14 protein-coding genes are annotated in these 20,145 nt (G+C 65.8%); 8 read left to right on the plus strand and 6 right to left on the minus strand.

All coding sequences use genetic code 11. From position 1 onward, the window contains the following. Positions 1 to 41: 41 nt before the first annotated feature. From J0O65_RS26335 to J0O65_RS26345, 3 genes are all read right to left on the minus strand, one after another. Positions 42 to 3,197: an EAL domain-containing protein gene (locus J0O65_RS26335; protein ID WP_215410068.1), complete on the minus strand. Its 3,156-nt coding sequence runs from the start codon at positions 3,195 to 3,197 to the stop codon at positions 42 to 44. Positions 3,198 to 3,367: 170 nt separating this feature from the next. Further along, entirely contained in the window at positions 3,368 to 5,938 is a 2,571-nt protein-coding gene (gene cphA, locus J0O65_RS26340; RefSeq protein ID WP_215410069.1) for a cyanophycin synthetase, read from the minus strand. A 70-nt stretch (positions 5,939 to 6,008) separates the two neighbouring features. Further along, on the minus strand, positions 6,009 to 8,186 hold the full coding sequence (locus J0O65_RS26345; protein WP_215410070.1) for a cyanophycin synthetase: 2,178 nt from the start codon (positions 8,184 to 8,186) through the stop codon (positions 6,009 to 6,011). Positions 8,187 to 8,653: 467 nt separating this feature from the next. Between J0O65_RS26345 and J0O65_RS26350 the strand changes: the two genes are divergently transcribed. The 4 genes from J0O65_RS26350 (at position 8,654) to J0O65_RS26365 (ending at position 12,488) form a co-directional block, all read left to right on the plus strand. Then, a complete protein-coding gene (locus tag J0O65_RS26350; RefSeq protein WP_251374005.1) occupies positions 8,654 to 10,936 on the plus strand; it encodes a cyanophycin metabolism-associated ABC transporter in 2,283 nt (760 codons plus the stop codon). A 2-nt stretch (positions 10,937 to 10,938) separates the two neighbouring features. Further along, a complete protein-coding gene (locus tag J0O65_RS26355; protein WP_215410071.1) occupies positions 10,939 to 11,409 on the plus strand; it encodes a cyanophycin metabolism-associated DUF1854 family protein in 471 nt (156 codons plus the stop codon). A 135-nt stretch (positions 11,410 to 11,544) separates the two neighbouring features. Then, a complete protein-coding gene (locus J0O65_RS26360; protein ID WP_251374006.1) occupies positions 11,545 to 12,021 on the plus strand; it encodes an Xre family toxin-antitoxin system antitoxin in 477 nt (158 codons plus the stop codon). Further along, the gene (locus J0O65_RS26365; RefSeq protein WP_215410073.1) at positions 12,018 to 12,488 is read left to right on the plus strand and encodes an RES family NAD+ phosphorylase; all 471 of its coding nucleotides are present in this window, start codon (positions 12,018 to 12,020) and stop codon (positions 12,486 to 12,488) included. Before J0O65_RS26360 ends, J0O65_RS26365 begins: the two co-directional genes overlap by 4 nt. Positions 12,489 to 12,498: 10 nt before the next feature. Here the strand turns inward: J0O65_RS26365 and J0O65_RS26370 are convergent, their stop codons facing one another. Continuing rightward, positions 12,499 to 14,013: an AMP nucleosidase gene (locus tag J0O65_RS26370; RefSeq protein WP_215410074.1), complete on the minus strand. Its 1,515-nt coding sequence runs from the start codon at positions 14,011 to 14,013 to the stop codon at positions 12,499 to 12,501. A gap of 112 nt (positions 14,014 to 14,125) precedes the next feature. Here J0O65_RS26370 and J0O65_RS26375 point away from each other — a divergent pair, with 112 nt between their 5' ends. The 4 genes from J0O65_RS26375 to J0O65_RS26390 are packed head-to-tail and all read left to right on the plus strand — an operon-like array spanning position 14,126 to position 16,783. Beyond that, entirely contained in the window at positions 14,126 to 14,725 is a 600-nt protein-coding gene (locus J0O65_RS26375) for a TetR/AcrR family transcriptional regulator (protein WP_215410075.1), read from the plus strand. Positions 14,726 to 14,742: 17 nt separating this feature from the next. After that, positions 14,743 to 15,546, plus strand: coding sequence for a type I methionyl aminopeptidase (gene map / locus J0O65_RS26380; protein WP_215410077.1), 804 nt, complete (start codon positions 14,743 to 14,745; stop codon positions 15,544 to 15,546). A 2-nt stretch (positions 15,547 to 15,548) separates the two neighbouring features. Beyond that, the gene (locus J0O65_RS26385; protein WP_215410079.1) at positions 15,549 to 16,076 is read left to right on the plus strand and encodes a hypothetical protein; all 528 of its coding nucleotides are present in this window, start codon (positions 15,549 to 15,551) and stop codon (positions 16,074 to 16,076) included. Positions 16,077 to 16,132: 56 nt separating this feature from the next. Beyond that, positions 16,133 to 16,783: an FABP family protein gene (locus J0O65_RS26390; RefSeq protein WP_215410081.1), complete on the plus strand. Its 651-nt coding sequence runs from the start codon at positions 16,133 to 16,135 to the stop codon at positions 16,781 to 16,783. Here the strand turns inward: J0O65_RS26390 and J0O65_RS26395 are convergent. After that, entirely contained in the window at positions 16,780 to 19,242 is a 2,463-nt protein-coding gene (locus J0O65_RS26395; RefSeq protein ID WP_215410083.1) for a tetratricopeptide repeat protein, read from the minus strand. The genes J0O65_RS26390 and J0O65_RS26395 overlap by 4 nt on opposite strands. Positions 19,243 to 19,323: 81 nt before the next feature. Next, entirely contained in the window at positions 19,324 to 20,142 is an 819-nt protein-coding gene (locus tag J0O65_RS26400) for an AraC family transcriptional regulator (RefSeq protein WP_251374007.1), read from the minus strand. Between the last annotated feature and the right edge of the window lie 3 nt (positions 20,143 to 20,145).

A 20,145-nucleotide genomic window follows, 5' to 3' on the forward strand; every position in this document is an offset into this window, starting at 1 on the left:
TATCCCTGCTGCCTTCATGCGCCGTGGCGGCGCGGCGCGCGTCAGGCGGCGCAGGGCGCGGCGTTGTGCGCCAGCCAGGCCATGAAGTGCGCCTGCGGCATGGGACGGGCAAAAAAGTAGCCTTGCAATTCATCGCAGCCCGCGTGGCGCAGCACGTCGGCATCGGCCGCGCTTTCCACGCCCTCGGCGGTGACCGTCAAGCCCAGGGTATGGCCAAGGCCGATGATGGCTTTCGTCACCGCCAGGTTTTGCGGCGAACCGTGGATGTCCTGCACGAAGCTCATGTCGATCTTCAGCTTGTCGAGCGGGAAGCGGCACAGGTAGTTCAGGCTCGAATAGCCGGTGCCGAAATCGTCGATCGACAGCGCAAAACCCAGATCCTTGATGGCGTGCAGGGTGGCGATGGTGTCGTCCACGTTGTCCATCAGGATGGACTCGGTCAGTTCGAATTCGATCTGTCCCGGCGTGACGGGAAACTCGCGCAGCACTTCGCGCAAGGTCGCCACCAGGCCGCCGCTTTTCAACTGGATGGCCGACAGGTTGATCGACACGGCGATGTCGCCCGCGCCCGCCTCGCGCCAGGCCAGTTGCTGGCGGCACGCTTCGCGGATGACCCACGCGCCGATGGCGACGATCAGGCCCGATTCCTCGGCGGCGGGTATGAAACTGTCGGGCGCGATCAGGCCGTGCTGCGGGTGCTGCCAGCGGATCAGGCTTTCCACGCCATTCAGGCGCTTGCTCGTCGCATCGATGCGCGGCTGGTAGTACAGCACCAGTTCCTGCCGTTCGATGGCGTGGCGCAGATCGCTTTCCAGGTGCAGCTGCTGCTGCAGCTGCTCCTGCATCTGCGGCGTGAACATGCGCGCATGATCGCGCCCGCCGCTCTTGGCCTGGTACATGGCCGCGTCGGCGTGGCGCATCAGGGTATCCATGTCGTCGCCGTGGTCCGGGTAGATGGCCACGCCCACGCTGCACGAGACATACAGCTCGCTGCCTTCCACCTGGTGCGGCTGGCGCATGGCCGGTATCAGCCGTGTGTCGAGCAGCGCGCCGATGGCCTCCGCGTCGCCGATGCCGTTGAGGATGACGACGAATTCATCGCCGCCCAGGCGGCTGACGGTGTCGCCTTCGCGCACCAGCTGCAGCAGGCGCTTTGATACCGATTGCAGCAGCGCGTCGCCCACGTGGTGGCCCAGCGCGTCGTTGACGTGCTTGAAGCGGTCCAGGTCGACGAACAGCACGCCCACCTTTTCGCCGCTGCGGCGCGCCTGCGCGATGGCGGCCGCCAGGCGCAGTTTCGACACGTGGCGGTTCGCCAGTCCCGTCAGCGCGTCGTGGTGCGCCATGTGCTCGATCTGCCGCTCGCTGGCCTTGCGTTCGCTGATGTCGAGCGAGCTGGCGATGAAATGCGTGGTGACGCCATCGAGGCCGCGCACGGCGTTCATCACCAGCCAGGCCGGGTAGCTTTCCAGCGACTTGCGCTGTACCCGGATCTCGCCCTGCCAGTAGCCGCGCCGCGCCAGGGTCCGGCGCAGGCTGTCGAGCTGCTCGGGAGGGTTGTCGGGCGCGAGCAGGAAGGCCGGACGCTTGCCGATCAGCTCCACCATGTCGTACAGCGAATGGCGGCGGAAAGCCTGGTTGACGGTGATGATGCGCATGCCGGCGTCCATCACGATCAGGCTTTCGGCCGATGCCTCGAACACCTTGGCCCACAATTCCAGGCGCGACTCCATCAGCTTCATCTTGTTGATCGGCGTGAAGGTCGACAGCACGGCGCGCTGGCCCTGGTAGTCGATCAGGCGCGCGGAAATCAAGGCCCACGTGGGCGTGCCGCCGCCGCTCCAGCACACCTCGAATTCATCGACGGCGCCCAGGTCGCTCAAGCGCTGGAAGAAGCGCGAACGGGCTTGCGGATGCATGCCGCCCACCCACGGATCGCGTTCCAGGCCGCCCTGCCACGCGTGCGCGGCCTGGTTCGCGTGCAGCACCTGGTGACGCGGGATCGAGGTGACCATCAGCGGGATGGGAATGGCGTCGACCAGCTGGCGCTGCGCATCGGCCGCGCTGGCGCGCGCCACCAGGTCCTGCTGCGCCATGCGCTGGAAGTCGAGCTGCTGCAGCATGGTATTGAAGGCGCCGACCAGGCGTCCCGTTTCGTCCTCGCTGTCCCAGACGGCGCGCAGGCTATGGTCGCCCGTTTCGCGCACTTCCTGCGCCACGCGCGCCAGGCGGCGGATGGGCAGGGCGATCTGGCGCGCGACGAAAAACACCAGCCCCAGTATCATCGCCAGCAGCAGCACGGCCGTGCCCAGGTGCAGCCACATGCGCGTGAAGAAGCCGTCCACGCGCAGCTGGATCAACCGGTGCAACTGGCCTTCCGCCGCGCGCCAGGCACGCTGCAGGGCCGCGGCGGCGGCCGCATCGTGCCGCAGCAGGGCGGCGCCGCCGTCGGCCTGGGCCGGTGCGCCGGCCAGCGCCTGGGTACTGGCGCGTAACTGCGTCACGGCCTGCTGCAGGGCCGCGCGCGAGCCGTCCAGGTGCTGGCGCAGCAGCGGCGTGCTGGCCGCGAACGCCTCCGTGTAGTCGCTGCCGATGCCGGCCATGGTGGCGTCCATGCGCCCTTCCAGGATCAGGAACTGGGTCTGCAGGCGCTGGCGCCGCGCGCCTTCGGCCGTGGCCAGTTGCAGGGCCAGGGCGCGCGTGCTGTTGATCACTTCCAGCAGTTCCGGAAAGCGCAGGATCACCAGCGACATCGTGTAGTAGCTGTCCAGGTCCGGGTCGAGGATCAGGTTCGACTGGTTGCCCACGCGCGTGAGCAGTTCGCGCCCGGCGACGAAGGCGGGCGAGGGGGCGACGCTGTCGTCCGGCGCAGCGGGGGTGCTGCCCGCTTGGCGCAGCAGTTCGGCAAAGTGCGCATTCAGTTCGGCGCTGCGCATGCCCGCGCCGAAGCGGCGTTCGGCCTGCTCCACGGCCGCCGCTTGCGCCGTGCCGCGCGTGACGGGCAGCAGCGCATCGCGGATGGCGGCGATGTAGTCATTGCCCGCCATCTCCTTGCGCGAGAAATCGATGGCGAGGTATTTTTCGTTGATGAGGATGCCGGAAATGAAGATGACGGCGGACAGGTCGAGCAAATAAATCAGCGCCAGTTTGCGCCCCACCGTCAGTTTTCCGATCATGCGCGAGATGCTGCCCACCATGCGTGCCCCACCTTCCCGTCAGCTCATTTATGTTTTCTTATGAGCAATTTTCATGCCTGAATTTACAAGCTTGCAAGGGGAATTTTGCACCATGCCGGTGCGGAGGGCGGCGGCGCGCGCCCATGAAAAAGGGCGGCCCGCAGGCCGCCCTTGTGTGCATGTTACAGCGCTCAGGCTTCGGCGACGCGCTTGGCGATGTGCGCCAGCGCTTCTTCCACCTGGTCGATCAGGATCAGGCACAGATCGCCTTCGCCGAGGCGTGCCAGGGCCTTGTCGATGGCGACGAATTCGCCGTTGATTTCATCGATATGGCTGGTGCGCTTGGCGCCGTCCAGGCCCTGGCGCAGCAATGCCACCACTTCGCCGTCGGCGCGGCCGCGCTGGCACTGGTCCTGGTACAGCAGCACGTCGTCGAAGGCGGCGCCGAGGATTTCCGTCTGTTGGCGGATGTCTTCGTCGCGGCGGTCGCCGGCGCCGCTGATGACCACCGAACGGCGCTTGGCCGGCATGCTTTCGACGGCCTGCACCAGCGCCAGGATGGCGTCCGGATTGTGGCCGTAGTCGGCGATCAAGGTGGCGCCCTTGTAATCGAACACATTGAAGCGGCCGGGCGCATTGTCGGCTTCATTGGCGAAGGTCTTCAGGCCCAGCGCGATGGTTTTCCAGTCCAGGCCCACGGCCCAGGCGGCGGCCAGCGACGCCATGACGTTGTCGACCTGGAAGCCGATGGCGCCGTTGCGCGTGATCGGCACCTGCGACAGGGCGATTTCATGGCGTTCCTTGCCCTGCGCCGCGACCAGCTTGCCGTCTTCCACGTACACCACGCGGTTGCCCTGCGCGCGGTGCGTGGCCATCACCGGATGCGTCTTGTCGGCGGCGAAGAAGGTCACCGTGCCGTTGCAGTTCTTGGCCATGCGCGCGACGGCCGGGTCGGTGGCGTTCAGCACGGCCACGCCGCTGTCGGCCACGTTCTGCACGATCACTCTTTTCAATACCGCCAGGTCTTCCACGGTGGTGATGTAGTTCAGGCCCAGGTGGTCGCCCGCGCCGATGTTGGTCACCACGGCGACCTGGCAGCGGTCGAAGGCCAGGCCTTCGCGCAGCATGCCGCCGCGCGCCGTCTCGAACACGGCCGCGTCGACGTCAGGGTGCAGCAGCACGTTGCGCGCGCTGCGCGGGCCGCTGCAGTCGCCGCTGTCGATCTGGCGCCCTTCGATGTACACGCCGTCGGTATTGGTCATGCCCGTGCGCAGGCCGGAAGCCGTCAGCAGGTGGGCGATCAGGCGCACGGTGGTGGTCTTGCCGTTGGTGCCGGTGACGGCGACCACGGGAATGCGGCCATCGTCGCCCTCGGCGAACATGGCGGCGATGATGGCTTCGCCCACGGGGCGCGGCTTGCCGAACGACGGCGCCAGGTGCATGCGCAGGCCCGGCGCGGCGTTCACTTCGACGATGCCGGCGTTCTGCTCTTCCAGCGGTTTCAAGATGCTTTCGGAGACGACGTCCACGCCGCAAATGTCCAGGCCCACCATGTGCGCTGCCGCGACGGCGCGCGCCGCCACTTCCGGGTGCACGTCGACGGTGACGTCGGTGGCCGAGCCGCCCGTCGACAGGTTGGCGTTATTGCGCAAGATCACGCGCTGGCCCACGGGCGGCACGGATTCGGCCGCATAGCCCTGCTTGGCCAGGCTGGCCAGGGCGATGTCGTCGAAGCGGATTTTCGTCAGCGAGGTGGCGTGGCCGCTGCCGCGGCGCGGGTCCAGGTTGACCTGGTCAACCAGTTCGCGCACCGTGTGCTGGCCGTCGCCCACCACTTGCGGCGGGTCGCGGCGGGCGGCCGCCACCATCTTGTTGCCGATGACGAGCAAGCGGAAATCGTGGCCCGGCAGATAGCGCTCGACGAGGATATCGTCGCGGAATTCCTGCGCCGCGAGGAAGGCGGCCGTCAGCTGTTCGCGCGTGGTGACGTTGACGGTGACGCCCTTGCCCTGGTTGCCATCCTTCGGCTTGACGACGACGGGCAGGCCGATCTCGCAGGCGGCGGCCCAGGCGTCGTCCGCATCGATGGCGACACGGCCGTGCGGCACCGGCACGCCGGCCGAGTCCAGCAGTTTTTTCGTCAGTTCCTTGTCTTGCGCGATGGCTTCGGCGATCGCGCTGGTGCCGTCCATTTCGGCGGCCTGGATCTTGCGCTGCTTGCTGCCCCAGCCGAACGTCACCAGGCTGCCTTCGGTCAGGCGGCGGAACGGGATGTTGCGCGCCACGGCGGCGTTGACGATGGCGCCCGTCGAGGGGCCCAGGCGCACGTCTTCATCGAGTTCCTGCAGCTGGTGCAGGGCGCCGGCCAGGTCGAACGGCGCGTCGGCCAGGGCGGCCTGGCACAGCTGCTGCGCCAGTTCCAGCGCCAGGCGGCCGACGGCTTCTTCCGAGTATTCGACGACGACCTGGAATATGCCCGTTTCCAGGGTCGGCGTGGTGCGGCTGAAGGTGACGGGGCAGCCGGCTTGCGCCTGCAGACCCAGCGCCGCCAGTTCCAGCACCTGCGCCATCGGCGCGGCGTTGTAATTGCCCAGCGGTTGCAGCGGGCTCAGTTGCGGGAAGAGGGCGCGCAGGCGGGCTTCGAAGCCGGGCAGCTGGGCGATGTCGAGTTCCTGCGTGGTGCAGGAAACAATGGCTTCCACGGCGGTGTCGTGGCTCCAGAGGTTAGGGCCCCGCAAGGCCCGTACGCGAGATACTTCCATAATTAAACCGTAATCCTGTTGTGTTCTTGTGGGCCCGGCCGTGCTGGCCGGGCTTGAGTGCTGCTTTGCCTTAGTTGCCGATGCAGCCGGGAGCCGCGTCGAAGGTGCGCAGGCCCGCGCAAATCAGTTCGACGGGCAGGTTCAGGGCCCAGGCGGCGGCGGCCACGGCCAGCACGCTGTCGACATTGCCGGCGGTGGCCGGTTTCAGCAGGTCCAGGCACAGCAAGACCGTTTCGCTGCCGCCTTCGGCCAGCACGATGTGGTTGCCGCGCACGAACACGGCGCGCCGGCCGGCGGCCAGTTGCGCCGCGATGGCGGCCAGGCCGCCATCCTGCGCATACAGGGTCACGCTGCCGTCGCACAGTTCGGCCAGTTCCAGTACGTGGGCGTTGGCGGCGTTGAGCACGGCCACGCCCGTCGGCACCACCACGTCGACCTGGCTGCGCACGGCCTTGTACAGGCCCGCTTCGTCCAGCACGTCGAAATCCTTGACGCTCTCTAAACTGCCCATGTCCGTGACGACGCCGATCTGGCACTTGTCGTAGGCCAGGCCTTCGGCCAGGATCATGCGCGGATTGCTCTCGAACAGGGCCGTCTGCACGGTGCGGTTGAGCAGCAGGCGCTGGCCCGCGTCCCAGTTGACGCAATCGCTGCTGACGACGCGGCGCTGGTCCAGGTACATGCCTTCGCTGCAGACGGCGCCCGTGTGCAGGCCGGACAGGTTGAGCAGCTTGCACAGCATGCGCACGATCAGGCTGGCGCCGCGCGTGCCCGTCACGCCGATCAGCGGAATGCGGCCCGTTTCCTCGGGCGCGAACAGGTGGTCGACGATGGCCGCGCCGACAGGGCGGCTCTGGCCCACGCCCGGTTTGATGTGCGCCAGCAGGCCGGGGCTGGCATTGACTTCGATGATGGCGCCGCGCTGTTCTTCCAGCGGACGGGTAATATCTTTCGTCACCAGGTCGATGCCGGCGATATCGAGGCCCACGACTCTGGCGGCCAGCAAGGCCGCATGCGCGACGGACGGATGCACGTCGTCCGTGACGTCGATGGCCACGTTGCCGTTCGGCTGGATCAGCACTTTCTGGCCCGCCTGCGGCACGGACAGGGCCGTCATGCCCTGGCGCTGCAGTTCGAGGATGATCTCGCCCGATTCATGCGGCTTGACGGTGCCCAGCGGGAAGTCTTCGCCTTCGCCGCGGCGCGGGTCGGTATTGATCTGCGTGTTCACCAGTTCCAGCACGGTCGAGACGCCGTCACCGTCGACCCACAGCGATTCGCCCTTGGCGGCCGCGATCAGCTTGTTGCCGACCACGAGCAGGCGGTGTTCGTCGCCCGTGATGAAGCTTTCCACCAGCACGGCGGAGCTGTCGCCCTTGCGCGCGGCCAGTTCGTAGGCGGCCTTCACGTCCGCTTCCGTCATCAGGTTGAGCGACACGCCGCGGCCATGGTTGCCGTCATACGGCTTGACGACGACGGGCACGCCGATGTCCTGCGCTTCTTCCCAGGCCGCTTCGGCGCTGCGCACCAGGCTGCCTTCAGGGACGCGCACGCCGCACGATTTGAGGAGGAATTTGGTCAGGTCCTTGTCGCTGGCGATGCCTTCGGCGATCGCGCTGGTGCGGTCCGTTTCGGCCGTCCAGATGCGGCGCTGCGCGGCGCCGTGGCCCAGTTGCACCAGGTTGCCGTCGTTCAGGCGCAGCGAAGGGATGCGGCGCTCGGTGGCGGCGTCGACGATGCTGGCCGTGCTCGGGCCCAGGCAGCGCGCGTCGACCATGTCGCGCAGCGGCGCCAGCGCCGCTTCCAGGTCGTACGCTTCATCGTTGATGGCGGCCATCAGCAGTTCGCGCGCGGCGGCCAGGGCGGCGCGGCCCACGTGTTCTTCGCGCGTGCGGAAGGCCATCTTGTAGACGCCGCGCTGGCTGGTCGAGCGCGTCTGGCCGAAGCCCGTGCGCATGCCTGCCAGGTTTTGCAGTTCCAGCACCACGTGCTCGAGGATGTGGGCCGACCACGTGCCTTCGCGCAGGCGCTCGAAGAAGCCGCCCCGTTCGCCCACGCCGCAGCGGTGCTCGATCATGCCGGGCAGCCACGCCACCAGGCGCTCGTACAGGCCGGGCAGGGTATTGGATGGGTAGTCTTCCAGTTCGCCGATGTCGACCCAGGCTTCAATCACCGGGCGATACGTCCAGATGTTGGGGCCGCGCAAGTGGGTGATGCGGGCAAATTCGATGTTCTTCTTCTTGATCATGTAAGTGGTTTCTTGATAACAAGCCAGGCGTCTGGGCGCCAGATACTTTATGTTGGCTTTACAGAGTCTTTTCAGGCTCGTGCTTGGTTCTTTATCCCGGGTATGCGCAGTGTGCCACTTTTAGCGGCCTCTTGTCGCGTTTGCTTCTCGTATTCTGCTGGTGTTGTCATTCTAATTGTTACTAATTGTTGCCATACTTGTTATAAAGATACCGACTCTGGTCCAAGCTGGAGCATTTGCGCAACAGCGGGCCGTTGTATACTTCTCGCTGGTCGATGGACGCGCATTTTTTTGCGCCGTTTTGCCATGATTCCTTACCGGCAGGCATCCATTCGATACAATACAGGAAATTGCCACTGGTGCATCCACCTCGCCATCGCGCAGTACACAAACATTGATCGGGCGTCTGCCCCATCCCCCAAATCCCGCCCTGAAGGGCTTGGCCTCGAGCCGGAGTATGCTTTACGATGACAACTGAACTGAGTGTTCCTGCAACAACTATTCCCCTCACTTCGCTGCCGGCGACCGTGCCAGAAACCTGGCTGGCGGAAGTGGAGAGCAACCTTTCTCCAGAGGAGAACGTTTTAAGTAGCGTTGAGGTTGACCTCGATGCGCGATTACGTTTCACAAAAGGCATAATTGTTGTCACCGAGAAGCGTTTGCTGGCCCGTTCGCCGGGCGAGACCACCTGGAAAAGCTGGTCTTTCCGCCCTGGACTGCGCCTGACGCACCACGACCACGCCGGCGTCGGCCACCTGGAACTGTTCGACGATCACGGCCGCCTGGCGTCGTGGCGCTTCACCCTGGGGCAGAATCTGCACGCCATCCGCGTGCTGGAACAGTTCGTCGAGCGCCTCGACAGCCACCTGACGGGCCAGCCCGTGCTGGAAGCGGAGCAGGAAGTGTGTCCCAGCTGCAAGGCCCCGCTGGAGCCGGAGCAGGAAGAATGCCCGATCTGCGCCAAGGTGCTGCACACGCCGCCGTCCACCTGGACCCTGTTCCGCCTGTGGCGCTTCGCCCATCCCTACCGTGGCCAGCTGGCCCTGGGCTTCCTGCTGATGCTGCTCTCCACGGCCGCGCACATGATTCCGCCCTACCTGACGGCGCCGCTGATGGACAATGTGCTGATCCCGTATCAGAACGGCAAGCATATCGACCCGTGGCTGGTGGTGTACTACATGAGCGGCTTGCTCGGCTCGGCCCTGCTGGCCTGGCTGCTGGGCTGGGGCAAGACCTATGTGCTGGCTCTCGTATCCGAACGCATGGGCGCCGACCTGCGCTCGGCCACGTATGAACACCTGATGAAGCTGTCGCTGGAATTTTTCGGCGGCAAGCGCACGGGCGATTTGATGGCGCGCATCGGCAGCGGCAGCGACCGCATCTGCGTCTTCCTGTCGCTGCATTTGCTCGATTTCGCTTCCGACGTGCTGATGATCATCATGACGGGCGTGATCCTGTGGTCGATGAACCCGTGGCTGGCCATCATGACCCTCGCGCCGCTGCCCTTCATCGCCTGGATGATCCACCTGGTGCGCGACCGCCTGCGCACGGGCTTTGAAAAGATCGACCGCGTGTGGAGCGAAGTGACCAACGTGCTGGCCGATACGATACCCGGCATCCGCGTGGTGAAAGCGTTTGCGCAGGAAAAGCGCGAAGCGGCCCGCTTCCGCGACGCCAACGCGCACAACCTGGCCGTCAACGATAAATTGAACAAGGTCTGGTCGCTGTTCTCGCCCACCGTCTCCTTCCTGACGGAGATGGGTTTATTGGTCATCTGGTGCTTCGGCATCTGGCAGCTGTCGCGCGGCGAAATCACCGTCGGCGTGCTGACCGCCTTCATCGCCTACAGCACGCGTTTCTATGGCCGCCTCGATTCCATGAGCCGCATCGTCTCCGTGACGCAGAAATCGGCGTCCGCCGCCAAGCGCATCTTCGACATCCTCGACCACGTGTCGAGCGTGCCGGAGCCGGCGCAACCGGTCAAGCTGGAGAAGGTCGAAGGCAGGATCGATTTGCGCGAAGTCGGTTTCCGCTACGGCAACCGCGCCGTCAACCGCGGCATCACCCTGAACATCAAGGCGGGCGAGATGATCGGCCTGGTGGGCCACAGCGGTTCGGGCAAGAGCACCCTGGTCAACCTGATCTGCCGCTTCTACGACGTGTCGGAAGGCGCGATCCTGCTCGACGGCGTCGACATCCGCTCGTTCGCCGTGTCCGACTACCGCCGCAACATCGGCCTGGTGCTGCAGGAGCCGTTCCTGTTCTTCGGCACCATCGCGGAAAATATCGCCTACGGCAAGCCGCATGCGACACGCCAGGAAATCATCGCCGCCGCGCGCGCCGCGCATGCGCACGAATTCATCCTGCGCCTGCCGCAAGGCTACGATTCGATGGTGGGTGAGCGTGGCCAGGGCTTGTCCGGCGGCGAACGCCAGCGCATCTCGATCGCCCGCGCCCTGCTGATCGATCCGCGCATCCTGATCATGGATGAAGCCACGTCGTCGGTGGACTCGGAAACGGAAAAAGAGATTCAAAAGGCGCTGGACAACCTGGTGCAGGGGCGCACGACGATCGCCATCGCGCACCGGCTGTCGACCCTGCACCGGGCCGACCGCCTGGTGGTGCTGGACCGCGGCCAGGTCGTCGAAGTGGGCAGCCACGATGAATTGATGGCGAAAGAGGGCGCCTATTTCCGCCTCTACGAAGCACAGGCGCGCAACAACGAACTCGCCCTGGATGACAAGGAATAAGCATGGCCAGTACAACTTTTACATTACACCGCGACACCTTCGGCAAGCTGGTGATGACGGACGCGGACGGCCAGGTCTTTGAAGGCGTGGCGCCCGTGCGCGCCTTCCCCATCCAGTCGCCCGACGAAGGCATTTCGCTGGTGCTGGGCAATGGCAAGGAAGTGGCGTGGATCGACCATGTCAACGCCTTGCCCGAGCCGGCGCGCAGCCTGCTGCAGGAAGAGCTGGAAGGGCGCGAGTTCATGCCCGAAATCGCGCGCGTGAAAAGCGTCTCCAGCTTCGCCACGCCGTGCACCTGGTACGTCGACACGGACCGGGGCGAGACGCAGTTCGTGCTCAAGGGCGAGGAAGACATCCGCCGCATCGGCGCCGCGTCGCTCCTGATCGCCGACAGCCACGGCATTCACTTTTTGATACGCGACATGTTCAATATCGACAAGACGACGCGGAAGATTTTGGATCGCTTCTTGTAAGGAGTGCTCTGCATACGATGAGGCATTGTTCGCCGTTCATGCCGTTCAGCTTGCGCTGGACGGCTTTTTTTTGCCTCGGCGCTTACTTGTGTGTTGACTCAATTGAGCTATACTTAAGCCTCAAAGGAGATGATTATGGTGCAACACATTGACGCTCCCGTCCCGGTCCAGCAAGCGAGGGCGCTGTACGAAGGCATGGCGTTGTACGGTTTTGATACGGATGCGCGCATTGCGCTGATACGACGGGGCATTCCAGCGTCGACGATCAGTCGCCTGTCCGCGCGCATGGGCATGAGCAAGGAATTCCTGCTGTCGAGCCTGGGCTTGTCGCGAGCCACCATCAGCCGCAAGGAAAAAGACGCCAGCTTGCTGTCGAAGGACGAATCGGAGCGCGTGCTGGGTATCGAAACCCTGATCGGCATGGTGCAGGCGATGGTCGAGCAATCGGGCGATCCCGCCGGCTTTGACGCGGCGCGCTGGGTTTCCGATTGGCTCAGCAAGCCGCTGCCTGCGCTGGCGGGCGCGACGCCGGCCAGTTACATGGATACCTTCGAAGGCCAAAAACTGGTGACGGAATTGTTGTCCATGACGCAGAGCGGGGCCTATGCATGAATGTGCTCTGGCGTATCGCCGTCGAGACGCCAGCCTATCCCGCCAGTGACCTGAGCGGCACCGGCGCCAGGATCACGGGCGGCCGCTGGAACAGCAAGGGCACGCCCGTCGTGTACTGCTCGACGAGTATTGCCCTGGCCACCCTGGAAACCGTGCATTACCTGCGTGGCGGCGGCTTGCCGTTCAACCGTTATCTCGTGCGCGTTGCCATCCCGGATGTCGTGTGGGATGCGCGCCAGGTACTCGATCCATTTCCCGGCGGCTGGGACGCCATACCGGCCGGCTTGTCGGGCAAGCAGGCCGGCGATGGCTGGATTGCCGGTGCAAAATCCGCATTGTTGCTGGTGCCTTCCGTGATCGTGCCCGACGAATACAATGTCTTGCTCAACCCCCGGCACGCCGACGCCGCAGCGGTCACTGCGGGCACCGTCAGGCGGTGGAGCTACGATCCCCGCTTTTTTCCCTGAGGCGAGCGCTTTACTGGAACGCCACCTCGGCAAAGCTGCGCAATTTCCGGCTGTGCAGGCGGTCCACGCCCTGGCGGCGCAGCAGTTCCACGGCGCGGATGCCGATGCGCAGGTGCTGGTCGACGCGCTCGCGGTAGAAGTGGTTGGCCATGCCGGGCAGCTTGATTTCGCCGTGCAGCGGCTTGTCGCTCACGCACAGCAGGGTGCCGTAGGGGACGCGGAAGCGGAAGCCGTTGGCGGCGATCGTCGCGCTTTCCATGTCCAGCGCGATGGCGCGGCTCTGGCTGAAACGGCGCTCCGGCGTGCGCTGCGGCAGCAGTTCCCAGTTGCGGTTGTCCGTGCTGGCCACCGTCCCCGTGCGCATGATGTGTTTCAAGTCATGCCCCGTCAGCTGGGTGATTTCCGCCACGGCCGTCTGCAGCGCCTGCTGGATTTCCGCCAGCGGCGGGATCGGCACCCACAGCGGCAAGTCTTCGTCGAGCACGTGGTCTTCGCGCACGTAGGCATGCGCCAGCACGTAGTCGCCCAGGCTTTGCGTGGTGCGCAGGCCGGCGCAATGGCCCAGCATCAGCCAGGCGTGCGGGCGCAGCACGGCGATATGGTCGGTGATGGTCTTGGCGTTCGCCGGTCCCACGCCGATATTGACCATGGTGATGCCGCTGCCGTCCGCGCGCAGCAGGTGGTAGGCGGGCATCTGCGGCAGGCGCGGCGGCGCGGCGCCCAGCGCATCCTCGCCTTCCACCGTCTGGCCGATCCGGCGCGTGACGACGTTGCCCGGTTCGACGAAGGCGACGTAGCCGTCATCGTCCGACGGCGCTTGCGCGTCGGGCGCGCGGTCCATCATGGCGTGGCCCAGGCGGATGAATTCGTCGATGTAGAACTGGTAGTTGGTGAACAGGACGAAGTTCTGGAAATGCTGCGGCGAGGTGCCGCTGTAGTGGCGCAGGCGCTGCAGCGAATAATCAACGCGCGGCCCGGTGAACAGCGACAGCGGCTGCGCTTCGCCATGCGCCGGTTCGTGCGTGCCGTTGGCGATGCCGTCGTCCATGGCCGACAGGTCGGGCAGGTCGAACAGGTCGCGCATGGCCAGGCGGCGGCCCGCGTCCATATTGCCTTCGATATGGTCATGTTCGGCGAACGAGAAATGCACGGGAATGGGCTGGGCGCTCACGCCCACTTCCAGCAGCACCTTCTGGCCGCTGTTATGGTTTTTCAGCAGCAGGGTGAACTGGTCGAGGTAATAGTCGCCGAACAGGTCGGGGCGCGTCAGGGTGGTCTCGAACACGCCGGGGCCGGCGACGAAGCCGTAAGCGAGCGGCGAATCGGCGCGCGCCACGGTGTCCGTCTGGATGCGCACGAAGGGGTAGCAGGCGCGCACCCGTTCGTGCATGTCTTCGCCGGCGACAAAGCGCTGCAGCGCATCGCGCAAGTGTTCGATGCTGCTGCGGTAGATGGCTTGCACCTGTTCCAACGCCAGGCGTGGATCGTCGAAGCGGGAGGAGGCGATGAAGGGGGGCGTAAGCAAGCGGATTCTCCTTGTAGCGGTTCGTGCATACCATTGTAAGGCAGCGCGGCAACTCTTGTCGGCGCATCTGGGGCCGCTTGACGGATTCAAATAGAATCTGTATTCTATTTGAATGGTCAGACTCGCCAAATTCAACGAAAACAACTTCATCGACAGCGCGATCGCCGTCGCCGCCCAGTGCGGCGTGGGCGCCGTGTCGATGGCCGCCATCGCCGTCAAGGCCGGCGCGCCCATCGGCTCCGTGTATCACCGCTTCGATTCGCGCAACGCCATCCTGGCGCGCGCTTGGTTGCGCGTGAAGAGCGACTTCCGCGAGGAAGTGGCCAGCCGCTGGCTCGGCGCCGATACCTGGGCTGGCGTGCACGGTTTGCTGGACTGGTGCCGGCGCAAGCCCGTGTATGCGCGCTTCCTGCTGCAATGCGCGGACAGCCCCGATTTCAGCGGTGGCCTCAGCGAGGAGTTGCTGGCCGCCGTGGAAGAGGAGCAGGCGGCGCTCGACGCCTGCTTCGTGCGCTGCGCCGAAGCCATGCCCGCCACCACGGAGCTGGACCTCGATCACATGCTGCTCAAATTCGTGCTGATCGACGCGCCCGTCGCCGTCGTCAAGCCTTACCTGACCCAGGAGCGGCCGATACCGGCCAGCGTCGACGCCATGCTGCGCGCCTCGCACGACGCCGTGCGCGGCTGGGCCTTACATGCCACATCACACTAACAACGAAAAGAATCCCCATGCGCTATTCCACCCAGCTTGAACACGGCAAGAAAATCCCCCTGCACGACGAAGAAGGCTTCATCGGCATGCGCGCGGCCGGCCGCATCGCTGCCGACACGCTCGACTACATCACGCCTTTCGTCAAACCCGGCGTGTCGACGGCCAAGCTCGACGCCCTGTGCGAGGAATTCATGCGCGCCGCCGGCGCCATCCCCGGCACCATCGACTACCACGGCTACAAGCACGCCAGCTGCATCTCCGTCAATCACGTGGTCACGCACGGCATTCCGTCCGAGACCAAGATCCTGAAAGTGGGCGACATCCTGAACATCGACGTGACGCCGAAGTTCAAGGGCTGGTTCGGCGACACCAGCCGCACCTTCAAGGTGGGCGCCGTCTCCATCCTCGCCAACCGCCTCGTCCACACGGCGTATGAGGCCATGATGGCCGGCATCCACACCGTGCGTCCGGGCGCCACCCTGGGCGACGTGGGCGCCGCCATCGAAGCGGTGGCCAAGGCGCAGGGCTTTTCCTCCGTGCGCGACTTCTGCGGCCATGGCGTGGGCCAGGTCTTCCACGACACGCCGCAAGTGCTGCACTATGGCCGCGCCGGCACGGGCATCGTGCTGGAACCGGGCATGATCTTCACCATCGAGCCGATGCTCAACGTGGGCAGCTACCAGGTCAAGGTCTTGCCCGATAAATGGACGACGGTGACGAAAGACCGCTCGCTGTCGGCGCAGTTCGAGCACTCGCTGGCCGTGACGGAAACGGGCTTTGAAATCTTCACCCTGACCGGCTTGACCGAGCCGCTGGTGTAAGCATGGATGACGCGCGCCGCCAGCAGTTGACGGATATCGTCGCCGCGAAAGCCGGCGTGGATGCGGCCTGCGCGGCGCGCCACCTGGCGCTGCATGATTACGAGGTGGCGGCCGCCCTGCGCGGCATCGACGCCGAGCGTTATACGCTGACGCAGCGCTTGCTGAACAAATACCGGCGCGACCCGGAAGACGCGCTGCAGCACGTGGCGCTGGCCGTCTTGCAGCACGCAGATATCCGCAGCGACAGCGTGCTGCGCCTGGAGCGCATCGCGGCCCTGGCGCCGCCCGTCGCCGGCGTGGTGACCCTGGCCGAGTGGCTGGCCCATGTGGACTGGGAAGGCTTCGACAGCGCCCTGTACGCGAATATCGACGCGGTGGCGGTGTTCATCGCGGGCGAGCTGCAGTTGCCCGAGGTGGCCGCCAAGCTGCTGCAGGCGCGCGACGAAGCCGTGTTCGAGGCGCAGCGCCCCGCGCTGGCGCTGGCCTTGATTTCGCTCATCGAACGCCACATCGCGCTCTTTCCCAGATAGCGGCGCGCGTCTTACAATGGCGGCAAGCACTGTTGCCCCATTTTGAAGACTTCCGCATGAGCGATTTTCCTGAAGATATCTACACCGAGCCGTCCGCCGACGTGCACACCCTGAACAACCTCGGTCCCCTGACCGGCATGGCCGGCATCTGGACCGGCACGCGCGGCCTGGACGTCAAGCCGAAGGCGGACGGCCCGCGCAAGCAGGCCTTCGTCGAGCGCATCGAACTGCAGCCGATCGACCCCGTCACCAACGGCCCGCAACTGTTCTACGGCTTGCGCTACTACATCCACATCACCAAGCCGGACCAGGTCAAAACGTATCATGAGCAGGTGGGCTACTGGCTGTGGGAGCCGGCCACGGGCGCCGTGATCCAGACCCTGGCCATCCCGCGCGGCCAGATCGCCATGGCGTCGGGCACGACGACGGCGGACGCCACCAGTTTCGAACTGGTGGCCAAGCGCGATTCGACGGCCTACGGCATCTGCTCGAACCCCTTCCTCGAACACGCGTTCACCACCGACGAATACCGCATCAAGGTCGACATCCACGCCGACGGCACCTGGGGCTACGACGAAGACACGGTCATGCTGATCCGCGGCAAGGATGAACCGTTCCACCACACGGACCGCAACCTGCTGACGAAAATCGGCGAGCCGACGCCAAACCCGCTGGCCTTGCAGGCGCTGGCGGCCGCCGCCGCTTAAGGACTTCCTTGCGCCACCGCCTTGATCGCGCGTTCCTCGCCCATGGCGGCGGCGATCTTCCAGCGCTGCATGGCGCTGGCGCGGTCGGGGCGTTTCAAGCCCGCGCCTTCCCAGTCCATCAGTCCCAGGTTGTAGATGTCGCCCGCGCTGCCCTTGTCGGCGGCCAGGGTGAACCATTTGCGCGCTTCCTTGTGGTTGACGGGGATCTGGTCGCCGCGCACGTTATACAGCCCCAATAGGTGCATGGCTTGCGCATTGCCCTTGTTGGCGGCCTGTTTCAGCAGGTCCAGGCCGCGCGCCATGTTGCGCGGCTCCTGCCAGCCTTCGGCCAGCATCACGCCTTTCGCCGTCAGCGCATAGCTGTCGTTCTTCACCAGGCCCTTGCCGATCAGGGGCTTGGCGGCCACCTGGCGCGCCGCGCGCTGCTGCGCCGTCGGCGCCGTGACGGGGCCGGCTTGGCCTTCGCCCATCAGCAGCATCCAGCCATACAGACCATACGCGCCCGCGTCGCCCTTGCCGACCAGGCTTTCCAGCATGGCCAGCGCCTGCGCCTTGTCGCCATTTTCGTACAGCTTGACGGCCTTGGCGCTGCTCGCATCCTGCGGCACGGCGGCCGGCGCATGCGGCGCGACGGGCGCCGAGGCCATGGCCGTTTGCTGCGGCGGCGCGGCGGGGCGCACGCGCACGGGCAAGCCATAGCTGGCGGCCAGCACGGCCAGGCTGGCGGGCGCGAGGATCAGCACTTGCGCCAGCTGGTTGCGGCGGCCCTTGCCGGCGATGCCCATGGCCCGTTCTGCCTGCCGCTCGCCGCCCAGCGCTTCGCTGAGCACGGCTTTCACCTTGCGGTTGAACAGCCAGTAGCCGGCGCCCGTGACGAGCAGGCCGGCGACGGCGGCGGCGCCGCGGCCGGCGAAGAACCAGGTGGCGATGGCGGCGGCCAGGGCGGCCAGCGCGCTTTTCCACCAGAATTGCTTGGCCAGCCGCGTGTAGACCTGGCGCAAGGCACCGAGCACGCAGGTGCGCACGTTCTGCGCGTACTCGGCGGAGACGACGTCGACGTGCGCGTGGTCGGCGTCGCCGCCGAGGACGGATTCGATCACGTCCGCATTCAATTCCGAGGCGGCCACGTCGCGCAGCGGCGTGAGCAAACCCTGCACGTGGGCCGAGAACAGGCCGTCGTCGGCGCTGCCGGCCAGCGCGTCGCTGAGAGCCTTGAGGTCGCCGCGCAGCAGCTTTTCCACGATGTCGTCGAGGGTCAGCCAGCGCAAGTCCGTGCCGTACGCCACCAGGTGGTGCTTGTCCCCGTTGCAGGCGGCGTCCAGGCGCACGATGCGCAGCTTGGCCGCATACAGGGCGTCGACTTCCTGCGGCTGGTCTTCATTGTAAATGCTCACTTTCGCCAGGGCCAGATTGCCGGCAATGGCCGCCAGTGAGTGCACGCCCTCCTTGTCGCGGATGCGGCGCGCGTCGTCGGGCGCCTGCTTGGGCAGGCTGACGCTGTAGCCGGGCGCCACGTGCACGTCGACCCAGGCCGCCTTGCCCACCTTGCCGGAACCGTCGCACGGGTTGCAGCGCAAGTCGCCCACGCCGCCGCAGGTCCGGCAGGTGATGCTGCCGCTGGCGCGGCAGGTGCCGCAATTGACGTTGCCGGCACCGTGGCAAGTGCTGCAGCTGACCTTGCCGAAGCTGCAATGGTGGCAAGAGCGGTATTCGGTGCGGTACTGCGTGCGTGTTTCGCTGTGGTAGCTGGTGTGCGAACTGCCGTTGCTGTAGGTGGTAGTGGGCACTTGCACCGTCACGTAGTCGGTGACTTGCTCGGAGACCGTGCCGCTGCCGCTGCAATACGAGCACGACACCTTGCCGCTGCCGTAGCAGCCATAGGCGTCGCAGCTGACGGTGCGCCCGCCGTGGCAGCTCCAGCAGGTTTCCGTCGTCGCGCCGTGGCAGGTGTGGCAGCCGATGCGGCCGCGGCCCGTGCAGTTGCTGCAGGTGTCCAGGTGCCAATGTTTGACGGCATGCGGCAGGTAGAGGCCCGCCGCGACGCCATTGTAGGCCTGGCCCGCCTGGCGCAAGGCATTGTCGAGCTTGGCCGCCGCGCGGCGCAGGTGCTCCTTCTCCTGCGCGTGAGCGAGCGCTCCCACCTCATGCGAGCCACAGCGGCAGTCATTGCCCGCCGGCGCGAAATAGCCATTGATGACGCGCTGCTCGAAGCGCGCTTCCAACGCGTAGTTGGCTTGCAGGGAAAAATCCTGCAGCACGTCTTCCTCGGCCAGCGGCGTGATGTCGTGCGGCTCGAAACGCGTCTTGTCCTGCACCAAGGTGCGCAGCTTGCCCAGCACGGTGGGTATGTCTTCCTTGTCCAGGCGGATGGGCGCGGGCGCCGTCACGGTCGTCTCTGTCACCTGCGGCACATCCTCGCTGCCTGGGGTTTCACGGGCCGTTTCGGTGCTGGGGTTCATGCGCGTCCTTTTGCTCTCTGGAAAGATGTTTGAATTTTAGCATCCCCATATGACAAGGCGGCTACCCCCTGGTTCCCTTTTTCAGCGCAGGCCGCGGCGGAACTGGTCGGGCGTGCCGCCGCTTTGCCGGCGAAACATGGCGATGAAGGCGGAGGCCGTGCTGTAGCCCAGTTCCAGCGCGATCGCCTGCACGGTGTCGCCTCGTTCCAGCAGGGGTAGCGCGGCCAGGAAGCGCTGGCGCTGGCGCCATTCGCCGAACGGCATGCCCAGTTCGCGCTGGCAGCGCCGCGCCAGGGTGCGCTCGGTCACGTGCAGTTGCGCGGCCCACTCGGCCAGTGAGCGCTTGCTGCCCGGCTCCGCCTGCAGGGCGTCCAGCAGTGCCGCGATGACGGGTTCGTCGCTGCCCGGCAGGTAGTTGCGGCTGCACGGCGCCAGCTGCAGCTGGTCGACCAGCACCTGCGCCAGGCGCTGGTCGGCCACGGTGGCGGGCGTGGTGACGCCCCGTTCCGCGAAGTCGCCGAGTATGGCTTTGAGCAAGGGACTCAGCACCAGCGCGCACGGCCGCGCCGGCAGTTGCGCGCACAGGCTGGCGTCGATATACGCGGAGTGAAACACGACATCCTGGCGGATATAGCCGTCGTGCAAGGTCTCGGGCGGTATCCACACGGCATACTGGGGTGGCGACAGGTAGCGCTGGCCCGCCACCATGATTTCCATCACGCCCGTGGCGCAATACGTGAGCTGGCCCCACGGATGACTCTGGTAATCGAATTGCTGGTGCGCGTGATAATCGTCGAGGCGAAAATACACGGGATAGGGCAGGGCGTCGGAAACGGCGGGGAAATGCTGGTTGCTGGCCATGGTGTCTTTGTCCGGTTCTTCGCATCGTTTGTCCGGCATGCA

Origin of the sequence: Janthinobacterium sp. JC611 (assembly GCF_018682595.1) — a bacterium.
Lineage (GTDB): Bacteria > Pseudomonadota > Gammaproteobacteria > Burkholderiales > Burkholderiaceae_D > Janthinobacterium.